The 26,143-nt window shown below is 66.9% G+C and carries 23 protein-coding genes and 1 pseudogene; 11 read left to right on the forward strand and 13 right to left on the reverse strand.

Going from position 1 to position 26,143, the window contains the following annotated elements; all coding sequences use genetic code 11:
* A partial coding sequence (locus E1261_RS22085) for a UdgX family uracil-DNA binding protein (protein ID WP_132409394.1) occupies positions 1-513 on the forward strand: 513 nt, incomplete at its 5' end.
* A gap of 2 nt (positions 514-515) precedes the next feature.
* On the opposite strand, the pseudogene E1261_RS22090 reads toward E1261_RS22085, so the two are convergent.
* Positions 516-1,358, reverse strand: a pseudogene (locus E1261_RS22090) (epimerase); the annotation flags it as partial.
* A 155-nt stretch (positions 1,359-1,513) separates the two neighbouring features.
* On the opposite strand from E1261_RS22090, the gene E1261_RS22095 reads away from it, so the two are divergent.
* Positions 1,514-2,758: a glycoside hydrolase family 18 protein gene (locus E1261_RS22095; RefSeq protein ID WP_132409396.1), complete on the forward strand. Its 1,245-nt coding sequence runs from the start codon at positions 1,514-1,516 to the stop codon at positions 2,756-2,758.
* A gap of 61 nt (positions 2,759-2,819) precedes the next feature.
* On the opposite strand, the gene E1261_RS22100 is transcribed toward E1261_RS22095, so the two are convergent.
* The 3 genes from E1261_RS22100 to E1261_RS22110 form a co-directional block, all read right to left on the reverse strand.
* Complete coding sequence (locus E1261_RS22100) at positions 2,820-3,707, reverse strand: hypothetical protein (protein WP_132409398.1); 888 nt, start codon at positions 3,705-3,707, stop codon at positions 2,820-2,822.
* A 180-nt stretch (positions 3,708-3,887) separates the two neighbouring features.
* Positions 3,888-4,826 carry a zinc metalloprotease gene (locus E1261_RS22105; RefSeq protein WP_132409400.1) on the reverse strand — a complete coding sequence of 313 codons (939 nt, stop codon included), beginning with the start codon at positions 4,824-4,826 and terminating at the stop codon, positions 3,888-3,890.
* Between the two features lie 110 nt (positions 4,827-4,936).
* The gene (locus tag E1261_RS22110; RefSeq protein WP_420814020.1) at positions 4,937-7,045 is read right to left on the reverse strand and encodes a bifunctional polysaccharide deacetylase/glycosyltransferase family 2 protein; all 2,109 of its coding nucleotides are present in this window, start codon (positions 7,043-7,045) and stop codon (positions 4,937-4,939) included.
* On the opposite strand from E1261_RS22110, the gene E1261_RS22115 reads away from it, so the two are divergent.
* A complete protein-coding gene (locus E1261_RS22115) occupies positions 7,028-7,231 on the forward strand; it encodes a hypothetical protein (RefSeq protein WP_132409404.1) in 204 nt (67 codons plus the stop codon). The genes E1261_RS22110 and E1261_RS22115 overlap by 18 nt on opposite strands.
* 9 nt (positions 7,232-7,240) lie before the next feature.
* Positions 7,241-7,507, forward strand: coding sequence for a hypothetical protein (locus E1261_RS22120; RefSeq protein WP_132409406.1), 267 nt, complete (start codon positions 7,241-7,243; stop codon positions 7,505-7,507).
* Between the two features lie 168 nt (positions 7,508-7,675).
* On the opposite strand, the gene E1261_RS22125 is transcribed toward E1261_RS22120, so the two are convergent.
* Positions 7,676-8,071 carry a DUF6463 family protein gene (locus E1261_RS22125; protein WP_132409408.1) on the reverse strand — a complete coding sequence of 132 codons (396 nt, stop codon included), beginning with the start codon at positions 8,069-8,071 and terminating at the stop codon, positions 7,676-7,678.
* A gap of 147 nt (positions 8,072-8,218) precedes the next feature.
* Here E1261_RS22125 and E1261_RS22130 point away from each other — a divergent pair, with 147 nt between their 5' ends.
* Positions 8,219-9,910, forward strand: coding sequence for a DUF885 domain-containing protein (locus E1261_RS22130; protein ID WP_132409410.1), 1,692 nt, complete (start codon positions 8,219-8,221; stop codon positions 9,908-9,910).
* Between the two features lie 616 nt (positions 9,911-10,526).
* Here E1261_RS22130 and E1261_RS22135 read toward each other — a convergent pair.
* Both E1261_RS22135 and E1261_RS22140 read right to left on the reverse strand, forming a co-directional pair.
* Positions 10,527-12,107 (reverse strand): HNH endonuclease signature motif containing protein, encoded by a 1,581-nt coding sequence (locus E1261_RS22135; protein ID WP_132409412.1) that lies wholly within the window; start codon positions 12,105-12,107, stop codon positions 10,527-10,529.
* A gap of 111 nt (positions 12,108-12,218) precedes the next feature.
* Entirely contained in the window at positions 12,219-12,872 is a 654-nt protein-coding gene (locus tag E1261_RS22140; RefSeq protein ID WP_132409414.1) for a DUF899 domain-containing protein, read from the reverse strand.
* A gap of 134 nt (positions 12,873-13,006) precedes the next feature.
* Here E1261_RS22140 and E1261_RS22145 point away from each other — a divergent pair, with 134 nt between their 5' ends.
* Positions 13,007-15,337, forward strand: coding sequence for a chitobiase/beta-hexosaminidase C-terminal domain-containing protein (locus tag E1261_RS22145; protein WP_132409416.1), 2,331 nt, complete (start codon positions 13,007-13,009; stop codon positions 15,335-15,337).
* A 45-nt stretch (positions 15,338-15,382) separates the two neighbouring features.
* Here the strand turns inward: E1261_RS22145 and E1261_RS22150 are convergent, their stop codons facing one another.
* Entirely contained in the window at positions 15,383-16,171 is a 789-nt protein-coding gene (locus tag E1261_RS22150; RefSeq protein ID WP_132409418.1) for a maleylpyruvate isomerase N-terminal domain-containing protein, read from the reverse strand.
* Between the two features lie 193 nt (positions 16,172-16,364).
* Between E1261_RS22150 and E1261_RS46010 the strand changes: the two genes are divergently transcribed.
* Genes E1261_RS46010 through E1261_RS22170 form a run of 4 tightly spaced genes read left to right on the forward strand, consistent with a single transcriptional unit; the run spans position 16,365 to position 19,858 of the window.
* A complete protein-coding gene (locus E1261_RS46010) occupies positions 16,365-16,814 on the forward strand; it encodes an SdiA-regulated/phytase-like domain-containing protein (RefSeq protein ID WP_202874910.1) in 450 nt (149 codons plus the stop codon).
* Entirely contained in the window at positions 16,805-18,142 is a 1,338-nt protein-coding gene (locus E1261_RS46015; protein WP_202874912.1) for a hypothetical protein, read from the forward strand. Before E1261_RS46010 ends, E1261_RS46015 begins: the two co-directional genes overlap by 10 nt.
* 26 nt (positions 18,143-18,168) lie before the next feature.
* Positions 18,169-19,389, forward strand: coding sequence for an alkaline phosphatase (locus E1261_RS22165; RefSeq protein WP_132409420.1), 1,221 nt, complete (start codon positions 18,169-18,171; stop codon positions 19,387-19,389).
* A 10-nt stretch (positions 19,390-19,399) separates the two neighbouring features.
* Positions 19,400-19,858 carry a GNAT family N-acetyltransferase gene (locus E1261_RS22170; RefSeq protein ID WP_238176360.1) on the forward strand — a complete coding sequence of 153 codons (459 nt, stop codon included), beginning with the start codon at positions 19,400-19,402 and terminating at the stop codon, positions 19,856-19,858.
* Here E1261_RS22170 and E1261_RS22175 read toward each other — a convergent pair.
* Positions 19,855-22,371: a hypothetical protein gene (locus E1261_RS22175; RefSeq protein WP_132409424.1), complete on the reverse strand. Its 2,517-nt coding sequence runs from the start codon at positions 22,369-22,371 to the stop codon at positions 19,855-19,857. The two genes, E1261_RS22170 and E1261_RS22175, sit on opposite strands and share 4 nt — an antisense overlap.
* Positions 22,372-22,471: 100 nt before the next feature.
* On the opposite strand from E1261_RS22175, the gene E1261_RS22180 reads away from it, so the two are divergent.
* Positions 22,472-23,080, forward strand: coding sequence for a biotin transporter BioY (locus tag E1261_RS22180; protein ID WP_132409426.1), 609 nt, complete (start codon positions 22,472-22,474; stop codon positions 23,078-23,080).
* On the opposite strand, the gene E1261_RS22185 is transcribed toward E1261_RS22180, so the two are convergent.
* From E1261_RS22185 to E1261_RS22200, 4 genes are all read right to left on the reverse strand, one after another.
* Positions 23,029-23,631: an energy-coupling factor transporter transmembrane component T family protein gene (locus tag E1261_RS22185; protein WP_132409428.1), complete on the reverse strand. Its 603-nt coding sequence runs from the start codon at positions 23,629-23,631 to the stop codon at positions 23,029-23,031. The two genes, E1261_RS22180 and E1261_RS22185, sit on opposite strands and share 52 nt — an antisense overlap.
* Positions 23,628-24,311, reverse strand: coding sequence for an energy-coupling factor ABC transporter ATP-binding protein (locus E1261_RS22190; protein ID WP_132409430.1), 684 nt, complete (start codon positions 24,309-24,311; stop codon positions 23,628-23,630). The genes E1261_RS22185 and E1261_RS22190 overlap by 4 nt, the downstream gene beginning before the upstream one ends.
* Positions 24,302-25,387 (reverse strand): thiolase family protein, encoded by a 1,086-nt coding sequence (locus E1261_RS22195; protein WP_132409432.1) that lies wholly within the window; start codon positions 25,385-25,387, stop codon positions 24,302-24,304. The genes E1261_RS22190 and E1261_RS22195 overlap by 10 nt, the downstream gene beginning before the upstream one ends.
* On the reverse strand, positions 25,380-26,143 hold a 764-nt coding region (locus E1261_RS22200; protein WP_238176361.1), incomplete at its 5' end, for an AMP-binding enzyme. The genes E1261_RS22195 and E1261_RS22200, both read right to left, overlap by 8 nt.

The following is a 26,143-nucleotide window of genomic DNA, read 5'->3' on the forward strand; positions in this document are numbered from 1 at the left end:
GCGGGGATGATGCTGGTGGGCGAGCAGCCGGGGGATGTCGAGGACAAAGAGGGGCGGGTGTTCGTCGGGCCGGCCGGGCGGTTGCTCGACAAGGCGCTCGCTGCGGCGGGGATCGATCGTGGATCCGTCTACCTCACCAATGCGGTCAAGCATTTTCGCTTTGAGGAACGTGGCAAACGGCGGATCCACAAGACGCCGGCGGTCAGTCAGATCGTCGCCTGTACGCCGTGGCTGTCGCGGGAGCTGGAGATCGTCAAGCCCGAGTTGGTCGTCGTACTGGGGTCAGTTGCCGCGCGCGCTTTGCTCGGCAACGGGTTCAAGGTCACCGAGCGCCGCGGTCAACCTGTGGAGCTGCCGGACGGGACTGCTGCGATGGCGACGGTTCATCCATCGTCGGTGGTGCGGTCGGAGGAGTATCGCCGCGACTTCGACCTGTTGGTCGACGACCTCCGCTCGGCGAGGTCCTTGGCCGCGGCCGGCCACTCCGGGAAGTCGAAGGTGAAACCCGCTTGAGTGAGTCGGCCCGGGACGACGCGGCGGCTCTTCAGTAGCAGCTCGGTGTCCGAGCGCAGGACGAGGGCGCCAAGCTCAGCCATCCACTTGGTTGCGGGCAGACCGATTGGCATGCCGACGGCTTCGCGGAGTGAGCGGACGAAGTCGCGCTGGGGGAGTGGGGTCGGCGCCGCTAGGTTCACCGGACCGGTGAGCTCGCTCTCCAGGAGGAAGGTCACCGCACGGGCGAGGTCGGTCTCGTGGATCCAGGACATGTACTGCCGTCCACCCGCGATCGGCCCGCCGAGCCCGAGTCTCGCCATCCGCCGGAGCATGTCGAACGCCCCACCGCGATCCGGCGACATCACGATCGCCGTCCGCAACGCGACCTTCCGCGTCTCCGGCGTACGGGCCAGCTCCTGCTCCGCCTCCCAGGCTGTGGCGATGTCGATGCTGTATTTCCAGTACGCCGGTACGCCGGGCTCGTAGCCCCCGAGCACCCCCTCCTCATCGTGGGCAGGCCCGACCGTGTGCGCGTAGATCGTCGCCGTACTCATCTGCAGCCACACGCGCGGCGGCGTACCGGCGGCTGCGATCGCCTCGCCGACGACCCGCGCGGAGTCGACCCGTGAATCCATCATCTCCTGCAGGTTCGCCGGGGTGTAGCGGCAGCTGACGCTGCGGCCGGCCAGGTTGATCACCGCGTCGGCGCCGTCGAGCTCCTTCGCCCAGGGTCCGAGCGTCCGCCCGTCCCACCGCACCCCGGACGACCGGCCGATCACGACGACCTCATGCTCCTGAGCCGCGAAGTACCTGGTCAGAAACGATCCGATATGCCCGGTCCCGCCGGGGATCACGATCTTCACACCTCGACCGTAACAGCACAATTGAACGCGTTCAAATCCTGACCATTCATCCTGTCGTCGTGGTGAATTAATTACTTTAGAAGCTTTTGTTTCTTAACCTACGGTGCTGGGGAGGATGCGGGCAGTCGCACCTGTCATAGCCGGAGGAACCAACTATGAGAATCCGCCCCGTCTCATCCGTTCTGACCGCGGTCGCACTGCTGGGAGCCGGTTTGATACCGGCTGCCGGCGCTTCCGCTGCGCCGCAGGCCCAGCCGAGCGAGCAGTCCGCTGCTGCCCCAGCGGCCGCCAAGCGCGTCGTCGGCTACTTCACCGAGTGGGGGGTCTACGACCGGAACTACCACGTGAAGAACATCAAGACGAGTGGTTCGGCCGCCAAGCTCACTAACATCGTCTACGCCTTCGGCAACACCACCGGCGGTCGGTGTGTGATGGGTGACGCCTACGCCGCCTACGACAAGGCGTACGACGCGGCCGGGTCGGTCGACGGGGTCGCCGACACCTGGGACGCCGGAGCGCTGCGCGGCAACTTCAACCAGCTCCGCAAGCTCAAGCGCGAGTTCCCGAACATCAAGGTCGTCTGGTCGTTCGGAGGCTGGACCTGGTCCGGCGGCTTCACCCAGGCCGCGCAGAACCCGACCGCCTTCGCTGACTCCTGCTACCGCCTGGTCGAGGATCCGCGGTGGGCCGATGTGTTCGACGGTATCGACATCGACTGGGAGTACCCGAACGCCTGTGGCCTTTCGTGTGACACGAGCGGTCCCAATGCGTTCAACAACGTGATCACCGCACTGCGCAACCGCTTCGGCTCCTCGGCTCTGGTGACAGCGGCGATCACCGCCGACGGCACCAACGGCGGCAAGATCGATGCCACCAACTACGCAGCAGCGGCCGGCAAGCTCGACTGGATCATGCCGATGACGTACGACTACTTCGGCGCCTTCAGCGCGCAGGGCCCGACCGCGCCGCACTCACCACTGACGTCGTACAGCGGGATCCCGACGGCTGGCTTCTACAGTGACGCGGCGATCCAGAAGCTGAAGAGCAAGGGCATCCCGGCCTCGAAGCTGTTGCTCGGCATCGGCTTCTACGGCCGCGGCTGGACCGGCGTCACCCAAGCGGCTCCCGGCGGGCGTGCAACCGGTGCAGCGCCAGGCAAGTACGAGGCAGGGATCGAGGACTACAAGCTGATCTCGACCCGCTGCCCGTCCAACGGCACCGTCGGCGGAACGGCGTACGCGTTCTGCAACGGCCAGTGGTGGGGCTACGACACCCCTGCCACCATCCGCAGCAAGATGACCTATGCGAACGGCCAGGGCCTCGGCGGCGCGTTCTTCTGGGAGCTCTCCGGCGACACCGCGAGCGGCACCCTGATCACCGCGGTCAAGACCATCGGCTGACCATGCGCTGACAGCGCCCGTCTGCCCCGGGCGCTGTCAGCTTGGCCGTGCCTTGGTCACCTCAGCTGCTGTGCCGGCCGCGGCGTCGGAGGAGGATCGCCGCACCTGCTGCCAGCATCAACCCACCGGCTGCGAGCAGACTGCCGCCCAGCAAGGAGAACGGGCCACCGCTCGGTGTGCTCGGATCGCCGCCGATGCCCGCGTCGACCACTGTCGGTACGACGGCCGTCGGTTCGTCCGAGGTCGTCGTCACCGGCTGACGGGTGGTCGGCTTGGTCGGGGGAACCGTGGTCGGAACCTTGGTCGGCTTCGTGGTGGTGGGCTTTGTCGGTGCCGTCGTCGGGACCGTGGTGGGCACGGTGGTCGGAGGTTTGGTAGTGGGCACGGTGGTCGGAGGTGTCGTGGGCGGTGTGGTCGGCGGGTTGCAGCCCTCGACCCAGAAGACCTTGTGCTTGGTGTCCGCGCCGATCGAGCCCTGGGCGTGGATGGTGATCTTCACGTGGTAGCCCTGCTGCGGATGCGGCTGACCGGTGAACTTCAAGGTGTAGGTCTCTTTGGCGTCCAGGTCGTTCCCGCCCCCGGCCGCGTCGCCGCCGATGAACGGCGTCAGGTCACCGGACTGTACCTGCAGACCGCCGTTGGCGGTCGGCGCCTGATCCGCGAACTTCACGGTCGCGGACAGATTTCCCTTGTCGTAGTTGTAGAACTCGACCACGAACGTGCAGCCCTGGTGTGGGTTGTTGTTCGGCGGGCCGCTCTGGATGTCGACGCCTTCGATCTTGATCGTGCCGTTGTTCCCCGGGGCTTGGGGGCCGGCGGCAACGAGTGGCGGAGTGACCGCGGCGACCGCGGGCGCGGCCAGGACGGCGGCGCCGCCCAGCAGCGACAAGGTCCCGGCGGCAGCGACGAGACCGCCCAGCCTGGACCGGCTGACTGACAGTACAACCATGCTGGGCCTCGATTCGGCTCGAACAGCACTGCGGAACTCTCAGTAGCAGTATGCGCGCTTCGTTGCCATAGACAACAACTGAGCGTAACGATTCAGGGGTCGAATCGCTCCGATTGTCACTGGCCGTAAATGCCAGCGGCCGCTCCGTCACTGCCGGAGCGGCCGCTGTGGGTCGAGCGGTCAGGCGCGGTACGCCGTCCACATGTCGCTGATCCGGGTGCTCTGTCCCGGGGTGAACTGGTTGTAGCAGGAGTCGTACGAGTAGTCCATGTAGTTGTGGATCGGGTCCAGGCCCGGCAGTGAGCAGGAGTCCCGGCCTTCCGGGCATCCGTTGGTCGAGCTGCTCTGTGCTGGGGTGTCGGCGACCGAGTCGTTCGTGCTCGTGCAGCCGCCCTGGAACGTGTGGTAGAGCCCGAACCAGTGCCCGGCCTCGTGGGTCGCGGTCTCACCGAGGTCGTAGTTGGTCGCCGTACCGCCCGGCAGGGACGTGTACTGGACCCGGATCCCGTCGATCCCGGGGTTGCGGGAGTAGTCCCACGGGAAGGTCGCGATCCCGAGGTACGAGAAGTTGACCAGCCAGATGTTCAGCGCGTTCGCGCCGCCCTTGCGGGTCTGCTTGCGGTAGGTGGCGCTCTGCTTGTCCTTGTGCCAGTTGTTGTTGTTGTAGCGGAAGGTGCCGGCCAGGTTGAAGGTGAAGCCGGTGTTCGCCGCCGCGCTGGACTCGCCACCGGCGAACGTCTTGTTCAGTACGGCGATCTGGTCCGCGATCTGCGTGTTGGTCACGTCACCGTTGCCGGCGGCGTCACGCATCACGTGGACGTAGACCGGGACATTGGCCGCAGCCAATGCACCCTGCGGTACGGCGATGCCGCGAGCAGCCTTTGCCTTCAGCAACTGAGCGGTCCGGGCGTCGATGGCCCTCTGCTCGGTCACGCTGACGGTACGGGTGTCGGCGCCGCGACCGCCCTTGGCGGACGCACTGGCCGGCGGCACGACACAGTCGTTGACCACGTCGGCCGGCAACGTGGCCGTCGCCTGGCCGGTCACCGGGCTGAAGGCCAGCGCCGCGCCGGTGAGGACGACGGCCAGGGCGCGGGGACGGGGGATGAGAGATCGCATGGGACTGCGCTCCTCCGGGATCGGGCCGCTTTGGGCGGGCGGCCGGTTGACCGGAATACTGCGATCCCAATCCCTGATTCGGAAGCGATCACGCGGAAAATTCGGGAAACTCAGGGAAATCCTTCGGTCGCCGGGCTCTTCGGCGGGACTCCCAGGCTTCCATAACGCTCCATCCGCTGCCAGCGAAGCCGGGAGCCGGCCAGCGCTGTGAAGACCGACTGGATCACCACCAGGTACATCAGTTGCCGATAGACGAACTGCTGGAGCGGGAGACTCCACAACGGCCCAGCCTTCTCCCCGTCCAGCCGGAACGCATACACGCCCATGCCGAACTGCAGCGCGAGGAAACCGACCCAGACCACCCCGACCCGCCACGGGTTCAGGAAGAGCAGCCCGTAGAGCGCGAACACGTCCACCACCGGCGCGAGCAGGGGGAGTAGCACCTGGAACAGAAGCAGGTAGGTCAGTCCGCGCCGACCTAGCTTGCCCGCCTGGCCGCGCTGCACCCAGGCGCCGCGATGCTTCCACATCGCCTGCAGCGTCCCGTAGCACCACCGGTACCGCTGGCGCCACAGCGCTCCGAGACTCGCGGGTGCCTCGGTCCACGCCCGGGCGCGTTCCTCGTACACGACTCGCCAGCCGTCCCGGCAGAGTGCCATCGTCAGGTCGGTGTCCTCCGCGAGCGTGACGTCGCTGAGCCCGCCGATCCGTTCGAGCGCGCTGCGCCGGAACCCGCCGATCGCGCCCGGCACGGTGGGCATGCACTCGGCCAGGTCGAACAATCTGCGGTCCAGGTTGAAGCCGACGACGTACTCGATGTGCTGCCACCGGCCCAGCAGGCCCTGACGGTTGCCGACCTTCGCGTTCCCGGACACGGCTCCGACGTCAGGGTCGGCGAACGGCTGCACCAGCATCCGAATCGCGTCGGGCTCGAAGACGGTATCGCCGTCCACCATCACAACCAGCTCGTACGACGCGGCCTGCAGCCCGGTGTTCAACGCGGCCGGCTTACCCGCATTCGGCTGGCGGATCACTCGCACGCCCGGTAGGTTCAGCGACTCCACCAGATCGGCAGTGCCGTCGCTCGAACCGTCGTCGACCACGATCACCTCGACTGGATGGTCGGACGCGATCAGCGATCGCACCGCAGCCTCGATGCCGGCCGATTCGTTGTAGGCCGGCACGATCACCGAGACCGGTTCGGTCACCGGCTCACCCCATGACAAGTAGCGTTCCCGGGCATGCCGTCTGGCCGCGATCACGGTCGTGATTGCGCGCAACACGCTGAGCGCGCCGGCGGCGTACAGAAGCCAGGTGACAACGCCGAGCGCGCCGTCGCTGAGCCGCATCGCGCCGATGACCGCCATTCCGCGCCCGCGCTCCAGTTTGCTGGCTTGGTGGACCGGCGGTGAGATCCCGACGGTCTCCGAGACGGTGGCGAACCGGAAGTGCCTGGCCTTGAGGGCCGGAATCAGTCGCTTGAGCGCCTCGAGTGTCTGGGTGCGGTCGCCGCCTGCGTCGTGCATCAGGAGCACCTGTCCGGCGGTGCCCTTCGGTGTCGAGTTGGCGATCACTCGAGCAGTGCCCGGCCTGCGCCAGTCCTCGCTGTCCTGCGTGGTCAGCACGGTCAGGTAGCCGGCCTCGCGAGCCTGCTTGATCGCCGACCAGTCGCGGTTGGTCAGGGCATTGGCCTCGGACGAGTACGGCGGCCGCAGCAACGACGTACTGACACCTGTTGCACCGGCCAGGATCAACTGGCTCTGCCGGAGTTCGAGAGACCGTCGCCACTCCGGAGCGCTGGCCAGATTCGTGTGAGTAAAGGTGTGGACGCCGATTTGGTGGCCTTCAGCAACAATGCGGCGCGCCAGCTCCGGATGGGCGACGACCTCCGTGCCGATCACGAAGAACGTCGCCTTGACCCGCTGCGCCCGCAGCAGATCCAGCACCTTCGGAGTCCACTCCGGATCCGGGCCGTCGTCGAAGGTGATCGCGATCGTCTTCGCCTTCGGCTTCGCTGAGCGCGGCGAGGCAGCCGTGGCGTCGATCAACGGTCCACCAGTTGCAACAGCCGCCGGTACGGCGTCATGTGGCCCGGCGGCGGTCACCGCGCCGTCGGGCGTGCTGCCGAAGAGGTGATGCGTGTACCCGTGCAGCAGCAACGAACCGGAAAGTGTGACCAGCAGGATCGTCAGGACGATCCAGTGCGTCCGCAACGGCACATCACGGGCGCGAGCTCGGCGGGCGCGCGTCACGGCTGGCTGGGCGACTTGGTCCGTCCGGGAGGCGCGGTCGGCTTCCCGTGCCGCGGCGTCGTACTCGGCGATCCCGGAGTGCTGGGCGGTCCTGGAGTGTTCGTGGGCGACGGTGTCACCGGCGTGCTCGATGCGGGTGCGGTCGGGCTCTGACTCGGCGGCGTGGTCGTCGTCGCCGGCGTACTCGTCGTCTCAGCGACAGGCTGTACGACGGACCGGGTGGACTCGGGCACTGTCGGTGAAGGCGTCTTGGTCGCCGGTGGCGCTTCCGGAGTGACCCTAGGAGCAGGCTGCTGCCGACCAGCCTCCGGCAAGGGAATCAGCGGTGTATCCACCCGCGGCCCGCCAACCAAACTGCTCACCAGCAGAACGACGTACCCCACCACCGGTACGGCGACGATTGCCCCGACACGGCGGATCCTGCGATGACGATGCCCGGACGAGTCCACGAACACCGGGCTCCGGGCGGAGAGCGGCTTCACAAACGCGGGATCCTACTCGCCTTTGGGCCCTCGATGCCCACCTTTCACCGACAGTGAATCCGGCGGCACCAGCAGTACTCCAAAGTGCCGTAATTCCGCGCAAGGGCAAGGTTTTTCAGTCCAACGCTGGTTTGAATTCCGGCGAGGCCGGCTCGATGGGTTGGGCGGCGAGGGTCAGGCTGCCGAGGAGGATCTGGGCGTAGCCTCCGCCGTTGGGTTCCAGGAGGGTGTCGAAGAGGCCGATGGCGAGGATCCACCAGCCCAGGTGGGTGGGGATGCGGCCGAAGTGGCGGACCGACCAGCGCATGGTGGTTCCGATCATCAGGAGCACCAGGCCGCCGATGAAGAACCAGGTGGCGAAGTCGCGGGAGTCGTTGTTCGACGTTCCGACGAAACCTTCGGTCAGCATGGCGTGGACCTCGTCGGGGAGGTCGGCCACCACCCAGATCAGGTGGATCACGCCCAGGCCGGTGGTCAGTGCTGGGAGCCAGCGGGTCAGTCGTGTCCTCATAGCCCGACCATACCGTACGGTATGGTCGGTGAAGTGTTCACTCCAACGTTGGTTTGATTTCGGGCGGCGGAAAGTTGGCCGAAAGTCCCGGGAAAACCTGCGCAGTAAGGCATTCCGGGCGGGACGTGACGGCGGTACGGTCTGTCGATGACGGATACGACGGCACCAGGTAGCCCGATCGACGAGCTCTCCGAGCGGTTCCTCACGGCCCATGCCGAGTTGTCGCCGGCCGCGGCGACGATGATGGGCATGCAGGGGTACGACGACAAGCTGCCGGATCGGTCACCGGGTGGCTTCGAGGCGCTGATCGAGCTGCATCGGTCGACGATCGCCGAGGCGAAGTCCGTCGCCGTCACCTCGTTCCGGGAGGAGACGGCCAAGGACGCGCTGCTGGAGCGGATCGAGCTCGAACTCGAGCGGTACGAGGCCGGCGTACCGCAGTACGAGCTCAACGGGATCTCCTGTGTCCCCGTCGAGCTCCGCGCGGTCTTCGACCTGATGCCAACCACGACCGACGAGGACTGGGGGCGGCTCGGCAGCAGGCTGAACCAGGTCGGTACGACGCTCGACGGGTACCGCGAGACGCTCCTGCAGCAGGCCGCCGCGGGTCAGGTGTCCGCAGCTCGGCAGGTGCGGGTGCTGGCCGAACGGATCGCCAGCTGGACTGGTGCCGAGGGCAACGACTACTTCATCGGCCTGACGGCGACAGCACCTGAGTCGACGGTCAAGGCGCAGGTCGAAGCGGCGGCGATCGCGGCCAGCAAGGCTTTTGGGGAGTTCGGTCAATGGCTGACCACCGACCTGCTTCCGCAGGCGCCCGAGCGGGATGCGGTCGGCCGCGAGGTCTACCAACTCGCTTCTCGGTATCACATCGGCGCGACCCTCGACCTGGAAGAGGCGTATGCGTGGGGCTGGCAGGAGCTGGCCCGGATCGAGTCGGAGATGCAGTCCATCGCCGGTGCGCTGAACGACGGCAACCGCAGTATCCCGGCGATGGCCGCCGTACTGGATGCGGACCCGGCCCGGAAGATCCACGGCAAGGAGGCGTTCCGGGACTGGATGCAGGAGCTCGCCGACAGCGCCGTACGGGAGCTCGGTGGTAAGCACTTCGACATCCCGGAGGCGATCGGGCGGATCGAGTGCATGATCGCGCCGACCTCGGAGGGCGTCATCTACTACACGCCGCCGAGCGAGGACCTGACCACGCGGCCCGGTCAGATGTGGTGGGCCGTGCCGGCTGGGATCGAGGACTTTGCCACCTGGCGCGAGGTCACCACCGTCTACCACGAAGGTGTGCCAGGCCATCACCTCCAGGTCGGTCAGACGATGCTGCGCGCCGACCTGCTGAACCGCTGGCAACGCGTCGGTTGCTGGGTCTCCGGCCACGGCGAAGGCTGGGGCCTGTACGCCGAACGCCTGATGGAGGAGCTGGGGTATCTCGACGAGCCGGGCGCGCGGTTCGGCATGCTCGACGCGCAAGGCTTCCGCTCGGCCCGGGTGATCGTCGACATCGGCATGCACCTCGAGCTGGAGATCCCGCGGAACAACCCGTTTGGCTTCCACCCCGGTGAGACCTGGAATGCGGAGCTTGGTTTCGAGTTCCTCCGGGCGCATTCACGGATGGAGACCGAGTTCCTGCAGGCCGAGCTGAACCGCTACTTGGGTTGGCCCGGCCAGGCGCCGTCGTACAAACTCGGTGAACGCATCTGGCTGCAGGCCCGCGACGAAGCCAAACAACGCCAAGGCGCCGACTTCGACCTCCGCACCTTCCACCGCGACGCCCTCAACCTCGGCTCCCTCGGCCTCGACCCCCTGCGCCGAGCCCTCGCCCGCCTCTGAGCAACATCCAGCCCCGTCACCGTCCGCGGATCAAGCCCGGCGGCGCTGCCTGCGACCCCTGTCACGGGTCCGGCGCTGCCACCTGGCGGTCACGGTTCGCCGCTCCTGGCCGTTGAGCCCGGGCGACGGAAGCCTGCTGGATCCGCTCCGCCCGCACTTCAGGGCACAGCGGGAGCGGCGGCGTCGCCCTCCGCTGTATGCGTCTGCTGGGGACTAACAGGCCCTGCGCGAAGGCAGGATGGCTGGGCGGTCCGATTGCTGACGTCGACGGTTGCTGCGGGCGGTCGGTTCCCCGTCGCCTGTGCTGACTCGTCATGATGGTTCATGGGCACGTGCTTCCGCTCGAGGTTGCTGCTTCAAGCTGGCTGCCTCGTGGTGGCCGGATCCTCTTCAGGCCGATGCGGGGTGCCGCGGGGCTTGGGCGACACTGATCGCCTGTGAGGCCCGCCCGCAGGTCCGACCAGGTGGAGCGTGACGCTGTGCGGGTCAGGACTGGGGATCCGCGTAGTGGTGGCCGCGCAGTCCTGACCCAGTGCATGCCTGCGGGCCGACCCGATGGGCCGGCTGCCGCGGTGGCGTGGTGGGTGTTGGTGGTGGACCTGGGGGTGGTGGAGATTTACGGCGGTCCGGTCGTCGGGCTGGTGCTGGTGCCCCAGGGGTCGAAGTTGCTGGGTGCGTGGGCGAGCAGTTGAGCTCGAAAGGCTTCGCGGTCGGCGGCTCGTGCCGGGTCAGGGAGGGTGCTGGCGGCGGGCAGCCGGCCGGGGTGCTCGTGGGTCGGGTTGGTGCTCGCTCTGCGGGTACTTGCTCCGGCGCTGTTGCTGATTCCGGCCGTGCTGTCACCCCAGCAGTTGACGCTGGTGTTGTCGGTGGTGCTGGCATCGGCAGTGTGCGCGCTGGAGCTGCTGTCATTGACGCCGCTGTCGCTGGGGGCAGGGGTGATCCAGCCGATCAGGGCGGCGAGCGCGGCGCGGTCGGGCACGGGTGGTGGGTCGGCCCAGGATGGTCGGGTGACCTGGACGCCGGCTGCGGTGATCGAGATCGCCCATTGGCCGTCGTGGACCGCGCGATGGTGCGCGGAACACAGCAACGCGAGATTCTGCAGGCTGGTCGGACCACCGTTGGCCCAATGGGTCAGGTGGTGGGCGTGGCACATCCACGGCGGTGCCTGACACACCACACAACCTTTGTCTCTCTTGTTGAGAGCACGGCGGATGTAGCGGTTCACGAACCGTTGCTCCCTGCCGACGTCGAGGGGCTGGGAGTCGCCGCCCAGCACGATGGGCAGGACGGCGGCGTCGCAGGCGAGGAGCCGGACGGCACCGGCGGACAGGTTGTCACCGAACACCAGTTCACCCACTGCACCGCCGCTCGTACGGTCGCCGGTCCCGCCACCGAAGGCGGCTGGGGCCGCGGCCAGGGCGGCTTTGAGGTCGTTGAAGTCGATGGTGACGGTGATGTGCGGGACGCCGGGGTGGTCCGGGTTGCCGGCGGCGGCGTCCATGGTCGCTTTCAGTGCGTCGGCTTGTCGCTGGTCCTGGGTCCGCGGGTCGCGTTCGCCGTCGATGGTCTTGTGGGGCTTGGATCCTTGGTGGATCTGGGTCTGGAGTTGTTCGCCGCGGGCGCCGGCCAGGAATCCGGTGAACTTGACGCCGCCGTCGGTCTGCCGCAGCCGCAGGAACTCCTTGCTGGCGGCTTCGTCTTCTGCTGGTTCGGGGCCGTCGGTGTCCAGTCGGGCCAGTACGTCTTGCCCGAACTTGGCGAGTTCGCGGGGATTGGAGACCCGGGCCATCTTGACCATCTGTTCCTCGGCCACGGCCAACGTCTCAACCGGCGTGCTCGACGGGGCCTTCTCCAAGGTATTGACGACGATCTTGGCCAGGTCAGGGCGCACGACCTCAGCCCGCGTCGGATCGCCAGGATCAGCCATCGCAGCCGCCACCACCGGGTACTTACGCAGAGCAGCCACGAAGGCGAGGTCTTTACGGACCTCGCGACGGTCGAGCCGGTAGCGTTCCGAGACCAGTTCGACGGTGTCCCGGGCCCCCATGTCCTGGGCTGCGCCCATCTCTTCCAGCCGGCCCATGGTCTGCAGCTCGTCCGCCTTCAGCAGGGCCTTGGCAGCCTGAATGGTGTCCAGACGCGCCAGCAGTTCGCTGACGCTCTGGGTGTACACCGGGGGCATCGCCAAGATTTCCATACCTCAAAGCTTAGCCACGTCCACCGACAGTTTTCGAGCTCAGAACCCCTTATTTACAAGGGAATGTGTGGGCTGTTTGTGGGCTGGTTGCACACTCAACCTGCCCACACCCTAGTCGTCGTACTCGTCGTGGTGGCGTAGCCAGCTCATCGTTGGGTCCTGCGGCCAGCCGGGAGGGGAGTCCTCCCACTCCTCCTGGCGGCCGTAGGGGGTGAGGTCGAGCAGATTGTTGTCGGCGCGGAGCCGGTCGACGCCGCGGCCCTGGGTGACGTAGGTGCGGTAGATCTGCTCGCCGTCACAGAGGAACACGCTGAGGGCGAAGCCATCGCCGAGGCCGCAGTCGGCGACGAACGTCGTACCGTGCGAAGAGTAGAACGGCATCGTCCAGCCCATTCGCCGGCGCCACCCGAACAGCTGCTCGGGTGGCATGTCCGAGACCACGACGAAGGTGGTGTCGCGGGCGTTCAGGTGGGCCAGGTGACCGATGTTGTCCACGAAGCTCGAGCACCCGTTGCAGTACTCGTCGGTGCCCAGGTCCATCATCTGGTAGACGATCAACTGGCGGCGCCCTTCGAACAGCTCCGTCAGGCTCGCCTTCCCATCCCGGCCGATGAACACGTAGTCGTTCTCGAAGCGCGCCATCGGCAGCCGTCGACGCTCCGCCGCCAACGCGTCCAGAGCCCGCGTGAGCGCTTTCTCCTTGACCAGCAAGGCATCGCGGGCCTGCTGCCACTCCTCCACTGGGACGACCTCCGGCATTTTCATCCTGACCGGGTACCCAGGCCGATCACGGTCCACGCGGCCGAGCTCTTCCGCAGGGGGCGGAATCGGTCTACTGTCCGCTCAAATGAGAGCGCTCTCACCTGTCGTCCCCTCTACCGCCCCGGAGGTGGTTCCCCGTGATCCGGAGTTCCGAACGAGTTCACCGACGTCGTAGTCGGTGGCGCGCGGTCGTGGTGTCGGTTGTGCTGGCTGTCTGCTCGAGCCTCCTGGTGGGTGGCGTAGCGACGGCGGCCGACGACTACACGCAGACGGTTACGTCGCTCAACGCGACGCAGGCCCAGATTGCCTTCACCCCGACGACGGCGGCGGTCTATGTCGACGTCCACTACATCGTCGCGGGCCAAGGTCAGCAGAACTTCCGGATGGATCTCAGCGGCGGTACGTGGCGCAAGACCGTGAGCAATCTGTCGTCGGGGAGCGTTATCGACTACTGGTTCACGTACGAGAAGAGCGGACCGCAGTACGACACACCGCACTTCAGCTACACGCATGGCACGACCACTCCGTCCGTTGCGACGCCGACCTTCTCTCCAGGAGGCGGCAGCTATGCGACGGCCCAGACGGTGACGATCTCGACCGCGACGGCCGGCTCCACGATTCGGTACACGGTGGACGGTTCGACGCCGACCGCATCGTCGACGTTGTACAGCGGGCCGATCAGCGTGCCCTCGACGCGGACGGTCAATGCGATCGGAATCAAGTCCGGTCTCACGAACTCTGCCGTGGCGAGCGCTACCTACACGATCGGTACGACGCCAATCAGCTGCACGACGCAGCCCGACGTACCGAACTTCGGGCCCAACACCCGCATCTTCGACCCGAGTATGTCGTCGACGGCGATCCAGGCGCAGCTCGATGCCGACTTCAACGCGCAGAAGGACACGCTCACGCACCAGATGGGCACCGGGCGGATCGCGCACCTGTTCAAGCCCGGCGCGTACAGCGTGCACGACGATGTCGGCTACTACACGTCGGTCGCGGGTCTCGGTCAGAACCCGGGCGACGTGGTCATCAACGGCGCTATCACTGTCGACGCGTTCAACGAGTCGGACAAGGGCGTCGCGCTGCAGAACTTCTGGCGCTCCGCGGAGAACATGGCAGTGAACCCGATCGGCGGCTCCAACCGCTGGGCGGTCGCGCAGGCAGCGCCGTTCCGCCGGATGGACATCCGCGGCAACCTGCAGCTCTACCCGGCCAGCTACGGCTTCGCGAGTGGCGGCTACATCGCCGACTCCAAGGTGTCCGGGCAGACCGCGTCCATCTCGCAGCAGCAGTGGTACACGCGAGACAGCAACCTCGGCAGCTGGGCCGGAGGCGTCTGGAACATGGTCTTCTCCGGCACTCCCGGCGCCCCGCCGACCACCTTCCCGAACCCGCCGGAGACCACGCTGGCCACCACCCCGGTTTCACGCGACGTGCCGTATCTCTACCTCGACGGCGCGGGCAAGTACCGCGTGTTCACGCCCTCGCTCCGGACCAACGCCTCCGGAGCGAGCTGGGCGAACGGATCAACCCCCGGTACGTCGATCCCGATGAGCCAGTTCTATGTCGTCAAGGCCGGTGACACCGCGTCGACGATCAACTCGGCCCTCGCGTCGGGCTGCAACCTGTTCTTCACGCCGGGCATCTACCACCTGAACCAGACGCTCAACGTGACAAGGGCAAACACCGTCGTACTGGGCATCGGCTATCCGACTCTGATCCCGGACAACGGCGTCAACGCGATGCAGATCGCCGACGTCGACGGCGTCCGCATCAAGGGCCTGCTGTTTGACGCCGGTACGACGAACTCCGCGGCCCTGCTCACCGTCGGCCCCGCGGGCTCGTCGGCGAACCATGCCGCGAACCCGACCACGCTCCAGGACGTGTTCTTCCGGATCGGCGGATCGATCGCCGGCCACGCGACCACCAGCCTGGTCGTCAACAGCCAGCACACGATCATCGACCACATCTGGGCCTGGCGCGCCGACCACGGCAACGCCGGCACCTGGGGCTGGACCCAGGCGACCGCTGATACCGGAGTGATTGTCAACGGCAACAATGTGCTGGCAACCGGCCTGTTCGTGGAGCACTACCAGAAGACCCAGGTGATCTGGAACGGCCAAGGCGGCAAGACGATCTTCTTCCAGAACGAGATGCCGTACGACGTCCCGAACCAGGCCAGCTGGAACAGACCGAGCGGCCGCAACGGCTACGCGGCGTACAAGGTCGGCGACAACGTCACCTCACACGAGGCCTGGGGCTTGGGAAGCTACAACTTCTTCAACGTGAACCCCTCGGTCAACGCCTACAACGCCTTCGAGGCACCGAACAACGCGAACGTCCGCTTCCACAGCCTCTGCACGGTATCCCTGAACTACCAGGGCACGATCACCCACGTCATCAACGACACCGGCGCAGTAACACCACCGGGCACAGTCCCAGTGAACGTCGTCAGCTACCCCTGATTGCCGGCGCCCACGGGATGAAGATCATCCCGTGGGCGTACGGGCTCAGTAGCCGGCGAAGACCTTGCGCAGGGTGTCCAGGCTGATCGGGCCGGTCAGCTCGACCGACTTCGGCGTACGGTCTGCGGCTAGGCGGCCTGCGCTCAGCCGCAGCCAGGACTCGGCGGGTAGCGTGAGCGTGCCGTCGGGCTCAGCGGCGGGAGTCGCCTCGAGGCTGACCGGGTCGGCGAGTCGCAGGGTGAACTCCTTCGACGGATCGGTCGTGGTGACAGTCAGTACGGCGGTCTGGCCGTTCAGCTCGGCCGGCTTGCTGACCCAGCTGAGGTCAGCATCGGTCTGCAGCATCTCGGGGACTGCGGCAGCGTCGAGCGTGGCCTCGGGGTCGGCGGCGCTGCGGACATCCCAGGAGTGGTAGGTGAGCTCGTTGAGGCGCATCCGCGCGAAGTGCGCGATGTCGATCGGGGCGGGCAGCCAGGAGAACTCGATCCGCAGGTTGTCCCGCTGATCCTCGGTCAGCGACTCGAGTTGCGCGAGGAACTTGTCGTTCCACTCAAGGAAGCCGTCCGCCTGTTCACGGCGTGACGACGAGTCCCAGCGGGCCCAGACCGTTTGGTTGAAGTCGCCGGCGGCGGGCGGCTGGCCGTCGACGGCCAGTTGCAGAGTGTTGGTCATGATCTCCGCGCCACTGCCCAGGTGGCTCAGCACCTGCGCGATATCCCACTCCGTGGCCGCCGACGGACCGGCCAGGGTCTCGTCGTCGAACTTCTTCACCAGATCCGCGAGCCGCTCGTAGCCGCTCCGGATCGCGACGATGACGGTATCGGCGTTGCTCAAGCTGTGCCTCCACAGGGAGTAGTCGGTTCAGTTGTCAATCACTTCGCCGCCCGCGCTATTCCGCCGCCGCCAGAATGGGATGGTTGCCGAGAGCGGAGCCGGTCGGTACAGTCTGATTTCTGTTAGGAAAGTTTCCTTATTGTTCCGCTGCCGTTCACCGAGCCCCGCCCCCGTTGGCCGGAAGGAGCGCGACGTGTCCCAGTTCCGCCGTACGACCGTGTCCGCTGTCGTTGTCGCGGTGTCGTTGTCCTTGGTTTCCGCCCCAGCTCACGCGGCCACCGCGTGGCCCGGCGGCCCGGCCGTGACTGTTGCCGATGGCAGCAATGTGTTCGGGACGAACCTGAGCGGGCTCTCGTTCGAGAGCCCAGATGTCTTGTGGGCAGTCAAAAACGGGCCCAGTACGTTATACCGGCTGGTCCGCGACGGCACCCGCTGGAAGCCGGATGCCGTCGGCGGCCGGACGCTGAACTATCACGACGGCACCGGCGATCCCGATGCCGAAGGCGTGGTCCGGACGCCGGACGGCCTGCTGGTGGCGACCGAACGCGACGGCGATGACAGCGGAACCAGCCTGCTGAAGGTCCTCCGCTACAACCCGAACTCCACGGCGAAATCTGTCAACGCTGTTGCCGAATGGATCTGACGTCCGACCTTCCCGAGGTGGACGACAACTCCGGCCTCGAAGCGATCTCCTGGGTGCCGGACTCGTTCCTGACCTCGAAGGGTTTCCGCGACGAGAACACCGACGCCGCCTACAGACCCAGCTCGTACGCCGATCACGGCACCGGCCTGTACTTCGTCGGGCTCGAGGACAACGGGATGGTCTACGCCTACGCGCTGGATCAGTACGGCGAGGACTTCACCCGCGTGGCCTCGTTCGCCGGCGGGTTCGCGACGACCATGGAACTCGAATTCGAGCCGCAGACCGGCGTGCTCTGGTCGACCTGTGACAACACCTGCCAGGGACGCAGCGCGGCGCTGTCGATCGTGAACGGCAAGTTCACTGTCAACGCCACGTACGATCGGCCGGCGCAGCTGCCCAACTACAACAACGAGGGTTTCGCCATCGCGCCGGCGTGTACGGCGGGCAGCCAGCAGGTCGTGTGGGCCAACGACGGCAACGACGGCGGCCACGCACTCCGCGCGGGTTCGCTCCCCTGCACTGCAGCCCCGCGAGCAGATGACGGCTGGCACAAGATCGGCGACGGGATGACGGCCGGGGTCAGCGGAATCGCCGTACTGGGCGACAGCGACGACGTACTGGTCGTGCGGGACAACAAGAAGGCCGGCGAGAACCGCGCCGTACGGGTCCGGCTCGACGACGGCGAGGTCGAGAAGGTCGAGCCGATCGCCTGGCCGGATGAGCTGCCGGTCGACTTGGAAGCTGTGGAGCCAGTGCCGGGCCGGTCGGGTGAGTACGTCGCGCTGGCGAGTGCCGGTAAGGGATTCGTCTTCCAGCTAAGGGGTTTGCGGCTCAAGGTGCTGGCCACCTTCCAGGTTCCGGCCGGTCAGCCGGGTGACAACTACGAGAGCTTCGCGCTGAAGGTCGTCCGCGATCGCCTGTACGCCGTGTGGGCGGATCGCGGCCAGGATGTCCGGTCGTCGACGCTGTACTCGGCACCGTTCGATGTCGCCAGGGCGTCGTTCGGGCAGGTCAAGGCCATCCCGTTCCGCGTGCCGTATCCGGCGACCGACGTACGGCATATCTCCGATGTCGAGATCACCGACGACAACCGGGTGCTGGTCACTTCGGCCTCGGATCCGGGCGATGACGGACCGTTCGATTCCGCGGTGTACCTGGCCGGGAAGCTCGGCAAGGACGGCTCGATCGGGCTCGCCACGAGGGAGCTCGCCCGGTACCCGGGTCACAAGATCGAGGCGCTGACCTGCCTGTCGCGTTCCTGCGACCAGGTGCTGTACGGAACCGATGACGAGGCGGCCGGTGGCGCCGTACTCATCGGGCAGTTCTGATCATCATTCTCTAGCCAGGAGGCGATATGCGCGGTCTTGCCGTGGCAGTGGCGTTGACGGTTCTCGGTGGCAGTACGGCGGTCGCCGTCGCCCAGACGACGCAGGATCAGGAGGCCAAGAAACCCCGTGTCGCCAAGAACATCATCTACATCCAGGGTGATGGTCTGGGCCCCGGGCAGCGCAACCTGATCCGGCTGGCCACCAAGGGCCGGTACGGCGAACTGGAGCTCGACAAACTGCCGATCGCCGGGATGGTGCGGACCACGTCCGTCGATCCGCATGAGGTCGTCACCGACTCGGCTGCGTCGGCCACTGCGTTGGCCACCGGCCACAAGACCAACAACGGCGTCATCGGCCTGGACCCGAAGGGCCGCCCGGTCGAGACGATCCTCGAACTGGCGAAGAAGGCGGGGAAGTCCACCGGCCTGGTCACCACTGCCACCGTGACCGGCGCGTCACCGGCGTCCTTCGCTGCACACGTGCCGAGCCGCGACCTGCAGAACGACATCGCCAGGCAATACATCGAGAAGATCAGGCCCGACGTACTGCTCGGTGGCGGTGAAGACTGGTGGTTCCCGAAGGGCAACCCCGGTCAGTGGCCGGACAAGCCGGGCGAGGAGAGCAACAGCCCGTACGGCAACCTCGTCGAGCAGGCACAGCGCACGGGCTACACCTACGTACGCAACGCCGACGAACTGCGCACGACCAGGTCGAACCGCCTGCTCGGTCTCTTCGCGAACGAGGACATGGTCGACTACGGCGAGGACGGCAAGTACGCGCCGCGCGTCCCCCTGCAGCAGATGGCCCGCAAGGCCCTGGACGTCCTCTCCCAGAACCCCAACGGCTTCTTCCTCTTCCTGGAAGAAGAAGGCACCGACGGCCTGTCCCACGACAACAACGCTCGCGGCGTGATCGACGCCGGCCGCGCCCTCGACACCACCGTCGCCGAGGTCATGCGCTTCGTCGCCAAGCACCCGGACACCCTCGTCATCATCAACGGCGACCACGAGACCGGCGGCCTGAGCATCGAGGACTACGACACCGACGAGGAGAAGACCGACCCCCGCCAGGAAGGTCCCTTCCCGATCCCCGGCTCGAACCTCCGCTTCGCCGTCGACTGGACCACCAACAGCCACACCGGCGCCGACACTCCCCTGACCGCCTCAGGCCCCGGCTCCGACCGCCTCAGCGGCGTCCTCGACAACACCGAGGTCTTCCACGCCATGCGAACCGCCGCCCGACTCTAGACTGGCGGGCGTGGCGACTGACTTGGTGATTGAGGAACGGCCCGTCGGTGATCCGGAGCTGGCTCGGTTGCTGGCCGCCGCGTTCGACGAACTCGTCGGCCGGTACGGCGCGGAGGGGCGCTCGCAGGTGAAGGACGGCGCCCGGTACCTCGTGGTGCTGGATGACGAGACCGCGGTCGGCTGCGGCGCCGTACAGGCCTTCGAGGCGGACCATGAGCACGCCGGTGACGGTGAAGTGAAGCGGATGTACGTTTCGCCCGAGGCGCGTGGGCGCGGACTCGCCCGAGTCCTGCTCACGTGCCTCGAGCACGTGGCCCGAGAGGCCGGGCACCCCGTGATGCGCCTGACGACCGGCCACCTGCAGCCCGCGGCGATCGCGCTCTACGAGTCGAGCGGCTACCGCCGTACCGACCCCTGGGGCAAGTACGTCGACCAGCCTTCCACCTTCTGCTACGCAAAACCCCTCTAGATCGGTACTGCGACATACCCCTCGGCTGGGACGGCGTGCGTCGTTCCGTTGATGATGATCGTGGTGAAGCCGGGGGGCGCGTGGACAAGGAGGCGTTGGGGTTTGGTGCGCCAGGTGGCGGTCCAGGTGAGGGTGAGTTGGGTGTTGCCGGTACGGCGGAACTTCAGGGAGACGGGGCCGTAGACGGTCGGCATCTTGTCGAACACGGTGTCCTGGTTGGTGGTGAGCCAGGCCATCGGGCAGAGGCGGAGGAGGTTGAGATCGGTCTCGGACAGGCTGTCGTCGACCACGGCCAGGCGCATCAGCGAGAAGATGGTGGCGTGTGTGCCGAGTGAGGCCGACATACCGCCGCGGTGTTCGAACGGGATGTAGGTCTGCGGTGAGACGCCGCCGGCGGCCAGGGAGTACAGGCCTTCGAGGAACTTGGCGCGGTCGCCGAGCTGCCAGGAGTGGAAGATGTTCCAGCTGTAGATCGGTTCGAAGCTGGAGATCTCGTGCTCGAGGATCGGGGCGTCCAGCGGGTGTTTGCGGGAGCCGCCGTTCCAGAGTTTCGCGTTCGGGCCGACGCGGAAGTAGTCGCAGTACTTGACCATCCGCTCGTCGGACGCGGGCAGGAGCCCGGCCCAGACCATCACCATGGCGCCGACGTCGAGCCGCATCGCCTCGCCGAACGCACCCGCCGGCCCAACAAAGTTGTGCGAATAGATCGGGTAGTCGTTGCCGTCCGGGTGACGCCACTTCGGCGACACCCGGCCCATCGCATCCAGCGCGGCACTGGCCCTGGCACGGTAGTCGGCAGCACGGGTCGTCAGCGCCGGCGCCCGCTCGTGGTTCAGCCGCTTCAGCAGCCGAAGCGTCGTCGCCAGGCCCTTGTAGATCCAGGCTGTCGCCCAGATGCTCTGGACGGTGATCTCCTCGTCACTCGCCTCGGCCGCCGGCGGCAGCCCTTCGAAACCACCGTGGCCGGTCAGACTGCAGGCCATCTCCACCCAGTCACAGGCCTTCAGCAGCGACGGCAGCCACTTGTCGACGAAGGCCTGGTCACCGGTCATCAACGCATGGGTCGCAACCGCAGTCATCACCGCGCCGTGATCGGGCAGCCAGTCGATCGCCTTCACGACGTCCGGCGTCGCGTAATAGCCAGGATGTTGCGGGTACGCCGTCCCTTCGGGCTTCTTCCGGCCCTGGTCGTCGAGGTAGAGGTCGAGGTGTTTCGCGACCGTGTCGTGATGGCCCAGCAGGGACAGGAACATGTGGCTGGTCATCGACGTCGGCGTGGTCCACAGAACGTCGTACCCCATCGAACCGGTCAGGAAGGTGGAGTAGGTCTGCCCCGGCACCTTGCACGCGACCACCTCGGAGAACTGGATGTTCCGGGTGACCAGGTCGTTCACGTACTTCTCCGGCGTGCTGACCGTGGCCGCGGTGGCGGGCTTGCGCGACCAGTAACGGTTCGAGTCGGCGAGAGCGCCGTCGTACCCGAGGTTGATCTCCGGCATGAACTCGCGCTCTTCGTTCACCGGCCGCATGCACTGGAGGATGTCGACCCGCGAACCCACCTCCGGCTTGAGCCTTGCCGCGATCTCGTAGATCGGCTTGGCGGCGTCCTTCGGCTGGAGGAACTCGGGTGCCGGCGTCCCGCTCTTCGCCAGTACGCCGAGTTGCGGGCCGCGTGGCTGCCACATCGAGAAGCCGGTCATCCCGCCGGCGCTCAGGTCCTTCGTCCACCGGGTGTAGGTGAAGGGAGCCAGCTCCGGGAAGCCGGTGAGGACGATGCCGTCCTGCCAGTTGTACGGGAGCTCCTGGGTGTAGTACGCCCGGCTGACGCGGATCGCGAATCCGTAGACGCTGTCGGGCCGCACCAGCCGCGGATCAGCAGCAATCACCTCGAGCCGGATCCACGCGAAGAGTGGCTCCTCGCCGGTCACCACGTCGGCGCCGTTCAGGGCATGGGCGAACACCGACTGCCGCAGTACCAGCCCTGCCTCGGAGAACGTCCACTCCGTCTGCAGCACCGGCGTGGGGTGGTCGGCCCAGCTCTGCCGTCCGCGGCCGTACAGCCCCTGGTCCTCGCGGTAGACGTAGAAGTGGCCCGGATACAGGTCCGGCATCCGCGGCAGCGGGTGCTCCGGTTTCGTCTTGCTGAAGGCATTACCGCCCCACGGCGTCATGTCCAGCTGCAGCCGGTCCTTCACATAGTGCTTGTCGTCGTGGATGTCTGTCTCGAACTCCTTGATCTTGCGCGCGAGCGGAGACGGCGCGCCGATCACGCTGCCGTTGTAGGTGACGTTGAACCGGAACAGATGGTCCTTCCAGCCGATCGGCGTCCAGACGTTGCGTGGATTCGGCCACCACAGCTTGGCCAGCTCGATATCGGGCTCCACTCCCGCGAACCCAGCCACGGCGGGTGCCATGGCCGGTGCAGCGGCCGCCGTCCCGCTGGGGACCGCGGTTGCCGCGAGTGCGCCACTACCAGTGGCAAGGAAAGTGCGTCTGGACCAGTTCGTCGCCATGCCGAACAACGTAAGGACCCTCGGTCATCTCGCCCATCGTTTCGACGTCGGTGATCACGCTCTTGACAGCACGGCTCCCGTGAGCAGGCACAATGACGGCATGAGCTCTGAGAGGCGTACCCGGGATCTGGCGTTGATTGCGACCTTTGCGGGTCTGGTCGGCGCAATGGGCCTGGTGCCGGCGGTGTCACCGTTCGGGTTCCCGGTGCCGGTTACCGTGCAGACACTGGGTGTGATGATCACCGGTGCCATCCTCGGCGGTCGCCGGGGCGGGCTCTCGATGTTGCTGTTCCTTGCGCTGGTCGCGCTCGGCCTGCCGCTGCTGTCCGGCGGCCGGGGCGGGTTGGCAGTCTTCACCGGACCGAGCGCCGGGTACCTGATCGGGTTCCCGGTGGCCGCGTTCGTGATCGGGACTCTCGTGTACCGCTTCGGAGCGCCGTACCGGATGTGGCTGGGGCTACCGAGCATCGTCTTCGGCGGGATCGTGGTGCTGTACTGCATCGGCATCCCGGTCACGGCCTGGCGTGCGCATCTCGACCTCGGTACGGCGATCACCGGCAGCGCGTTCTTCCTGATCGGGGACAGCGTGAAGGCGGTCATCGCGACGGTCGTCGCCGAAGCCGTCCATCGCGCCGTACCGGATTTGCTGCCGCGGCGTCAGTCGTCGAAGCCTCGCGCGATCAAGGCCTCGGCCAATCCGTCGGCCTGACGAAGCGAACGGACTACCAGCGGTACGGCGAACGCCCGCAGGCTGAAGCCGAGTCCGCGTGCCAGTTGAGCTTCTCGGACATCCCGGGCCAGATCGAAGACGACCGCGACTGAGCGGATGCCGAGGGCGAGGGCGATGCCGAAGCGCTCGGGGTCGACGCCGACTCGTTTGAGTGGCGTGGCGCCCCAGACGGCGAGGTCGAGCAGCTCGGTCGTGCGCGTCGTACTGCTGATCACGCCGGCGAGGACGAGGAGCGCGGCCAGGCCGCCTGCGACGTGGAATGCAGTCGCTGGACCGTCGGTCAGCCATTGGTAGCCGCCGAGCAGGACGACGATCAGGAGATAGGCCTTCCACTGTCTGACGAGGACTTTGCGGGGCATGCGTGCTGTAGCTGCAGCTGTTGCCGCGAGCACAAGTGCGGCCGCGGTCAACCAGAGGTTGTCGATGACAACGGTCGCGATCGACACCACGGCCAGAGCGAGTACCTTCGTACCGGCTTTGGTGCGATGCAGGATCGACGTACCGGGGACGTACGTCATCAGGTCGCTCATGAGGCGAGGCTCCGGTACGCCGCGCGGGCCTGATCCGGCTCGTCGTCGCAGACGAGACGGCCGTTGTCGAAGACCAGTGTGCGGTCGAAACCGTCCAGCAGGTGCAGGTGGTGAGTCACCAGGATCACTTGCAGGTCCAGGCGTTCGATCTCGTGGCGGATCCGTCGTTCGTTGCTCAGGTCAAGCAATGTGGTCGGCTCGTCGAGGATAAGGACTTCTGGTTCGGTGACGACGACGGAGGCCAAGGCGAGCAGTTGCTTCTGCCCGCCGGACAACGTGTGCGCTGGGCGATCGGCAAGCTCGGTCAGGCCGTAGGTGGCGAGGACATCGGTGACGCGCTGCTGTACTTCGGTTTTGGAGAGACGCAGCCGACGGAGGCCGAAGGCAACATCTTCGGCGACCGTCGGCATCACGATCTGCGAGTCCGGATTCGTGAAGCAGAAGCCGACCTTGCGGCGGATCCGGCGCGCCTGGTTCGCCGTACTGTCGCCGTCGACGCGCACGGTTCCGGCCTCCGGGATGACGAGGCCGTTGATCATCCGGACGAACGTCGACTTGCCGGAGCCGTTGGCGCCGATGACGCCGATGCGCCGTTCCGTCAGCTCTACGGTGATGTCCTTGAGGACGGGTTGGCCGTCTCCGAACGCGTGCGTGACCTCGGCGAATTCGATCAGCGGCATGCTTCGACCAGGATCGCTGTACCTTGGCCACCACCGGCAGCGATCGCGGCAACGCCGTACCGACCGCTCTGCTGCGTGACCAGCTGACTGAACAACCGCACCGCCAGTACGGCGCCGCTCGCGCCCCAGGGATGGCCGAGTGCCAGCGCACCGCCTTGGGTGCAGACGCGTTCGTCGGGGAGGCCGAGCACGTCGCAGCAGGCGAGCACCTGACCGGCGAAGGCTTCGTTGAACTCCCAGACGTCGATCTGCTCGATGCTCAGACCAGTTGCCTTGAGCACCTTTTGTACAGCGGGGACGATTCCGAGCCCGGGCAACATCGGATCCACGCCTGCGGAAGCGGCGGCCAGCACCCGCAGTCCGGGGCCGGTCTTGGACAGTGCGACCACCGCGGCGCCGTCGTTGATGCCACACGAGTTGCCTGCAGTCACTGTGCCGTCGGCACGAAACACGGCCGGCAGCTTCGCCAATCGCTGAACCGTTAGCCCAGACCTGATCCGCTCATCAACCGTCTGCCCGTTGACCGGAACGATCTCGGCGTCGAACGCTCCAGCGAGTTGCGCTTGCGCCGCCCGCCCGTGCGATCGGGCGGCGTACTCGTCCTGGCGGTCGCGGGTGATTCCGTGCAACTCGGCCAGGGTGTCGGCGGCGGCGCCCATCTCGGGATCCCGGTCAGCGGGGGCGAAGGGTGCGCGCTCGTAGCGGACCGGCTCGGAATCCCCCACCGGAGGCCAAAACCGCCACGGCGCCGTCGAGGCACTCTCCACTCCACCGGCCAACACAAACCCTAGTGTGGATCCACTGGCGAGTTGGATTGCCGCTAGTCCGCTCGCGCATTGGCGGTCGACGGTCATCGCCGGTACGTGATCGCCGATGCCTGCGGTCAGCGCAGCTACTCGGGCGACGTTGCCGCCGGGGCCCATGCAGTTGCCGAGGACAACATCCTCGACGTGGCCGGCGGGAAGTAGTTCCTTCAGCACTGCGGCACCGAGGTCGGCGGCCGGGACATCGCGAAACGCCTTGCCTGCGGTGCCGATCGGCGTCCGGAGTGCATGGGTGATGAAGACGTCAGACACGTGCCAGCCTCGCTCGATCGATCTTCCCGCCAGGCGTCAAAGGCAGTTCGTCGACAACCTGCCAGCGCCGCGGCCGGTGTGATGGCGGCAGGTGTTCCCGCGCGTACTCGCGCAGAGTCGCCAGATCGGCCTCCACCACAACGGCAACCGCCAGCACCTCCCCGAGCACCGAATGCGGAACCCCGAAGACCACCACCGGCCCCCGCGCAACACTCGCAAGCCGTTCCTCGACCTCCGCAATCACCACAGTCGCGCCCGCTGTCGTGACAGCTCCGGGTCGACCGAGCACGCGCAGCGTCGTACCGGACCAGCGTCCACGATCACCCACCGTCGCCCACCCGTCCGAGTCGGTCCGCAACGGGCCGGCGGCGTCGTCGGCGTACCCGAGGCACACGTACGGCGACCGCACCCAGATCTCGCCGTCCCGCAACTCGACCTCCACCCCGTCGAACGGCCGCAGGTCCTCGCCATGCCTGCCCGCAGCAACAAACGACAACTCAGCAGCACCGTAGTAGTGCACGACATTCGCCGCCGCAGCCCGCCGCTCCAACCGAGCCCCCGCCACGCAGATCACCACCTCAGGCCCCAACTCACCACCCAGCCGATCAAGCTGAGCCGGAGTCAGACAAGCATGAGTCGCCTCCCCAGGCTCCCCCACGACCCGAGCCCCGACAACCTCCGCATGCACGGCCGCAAACAGGTTCATAGTCGCGCTCAACGGCCCCGGAACCCACACAGCCGCGCCCGGCCCAACCC

Source organism: Kribbella albertanoniae (assembly GCF_004348455.1).
GTDB classification, from domain to species: domain Bacteria; phylum Actinomycetota; class Actinomycetes; order Propionibacteriales; family Kribbellaceae; genus Kribbella; species Kribbella albertanoniae.

Coding starts and splice junctions, on each gene's coding strand:
- E1261_RS22100 (WP_132409398.1), bottom strand. CDS start 3,707: ATGGTTGTACTGTCAGTCAGCCGGTCCAGGCTGGGCGGTCTCGTCGCT.
- E1261_RS22125 (WP_132409408.1), bottom strand. CDS start 8,071: ATGAGGACACGACTGACCCGCTGGCTCCCAGCACTGACCACCGGCCTG.
- E1261_RS22095 (WP_132409396.1), top strand. CDS start 1,514: ATGAGAATCCGCCCCGTCTCATCCGTTCTGACCGCGGTCGCACTGCTG.
- E1261_RS22185 (WP_132409428.1), bottom strand. CDS start 23,631: ATGAGCGACCTGATGACGTACGTCCCCGGTACGTCGATCCTGCATCGC.
- E1261_RS22135 (WP_132409412.1), bottom strand. CDS start 12,107: ATGGAAATCTTGGCGATGCCCCCGGTGTACACCCAGAGCGTCAGCGAA.
- E1261_RS22165 (WP_132409420.1), top strand. CDS start 18,169: ATGCGCGGTCTTGCCGTGGCAGTGGCGTTGACGGTTCTCGGTGGCAGT.
- E1261_RS46015 (WP_202874912.1), top strand. CDS start 16,805: ATGGATCTGACGTCCGACCTTCCCGAGGTGGACGACAACTCCGGCCTC.
- E1261_RS22140 (WP_132409414.1), bottom strand. CDS start 12,872: ATGAAAATGCCGGAGGTCGTCCCAGTGGAGGAGTGGCAGCAGGCCCGC.
- E1261_RS22180 (WP_132409426.1), top strand. CDS start 22,472: ATGAGCTCTGAGAGGCGTACCCGGGATCTGGCGTTGATTGCGACCTTT.
- E1261_RS22105 (WP_132409400.1), bottom strand. CDS start 4,826: ATGCGATCTCTCATCCCCCGTCCCCGCGCCCTGGCCGTCGTCCTCACC.
- E1261_RS22175 (WP_132409424.1), bottom strand. CDS start 22,371: ATGGCGACGAACTGGTCCAGACGCACTTTCCTTGCCACTGGTAGTGGC.
- E1261_RS22190 (WP_132409430.1), bottom strand. CDS start 24,311: ATGCCGCTGATCGAATTCGCCGAGGTCACGCACGCGTTCGGAGACGGC.
- E1261_RS22130 (WP_132409410.1), top strand. CDS start 8,219: ATGACGGATACGACGGCACCAGGTAGCCCGATCGACGAGCTCTCCGAG.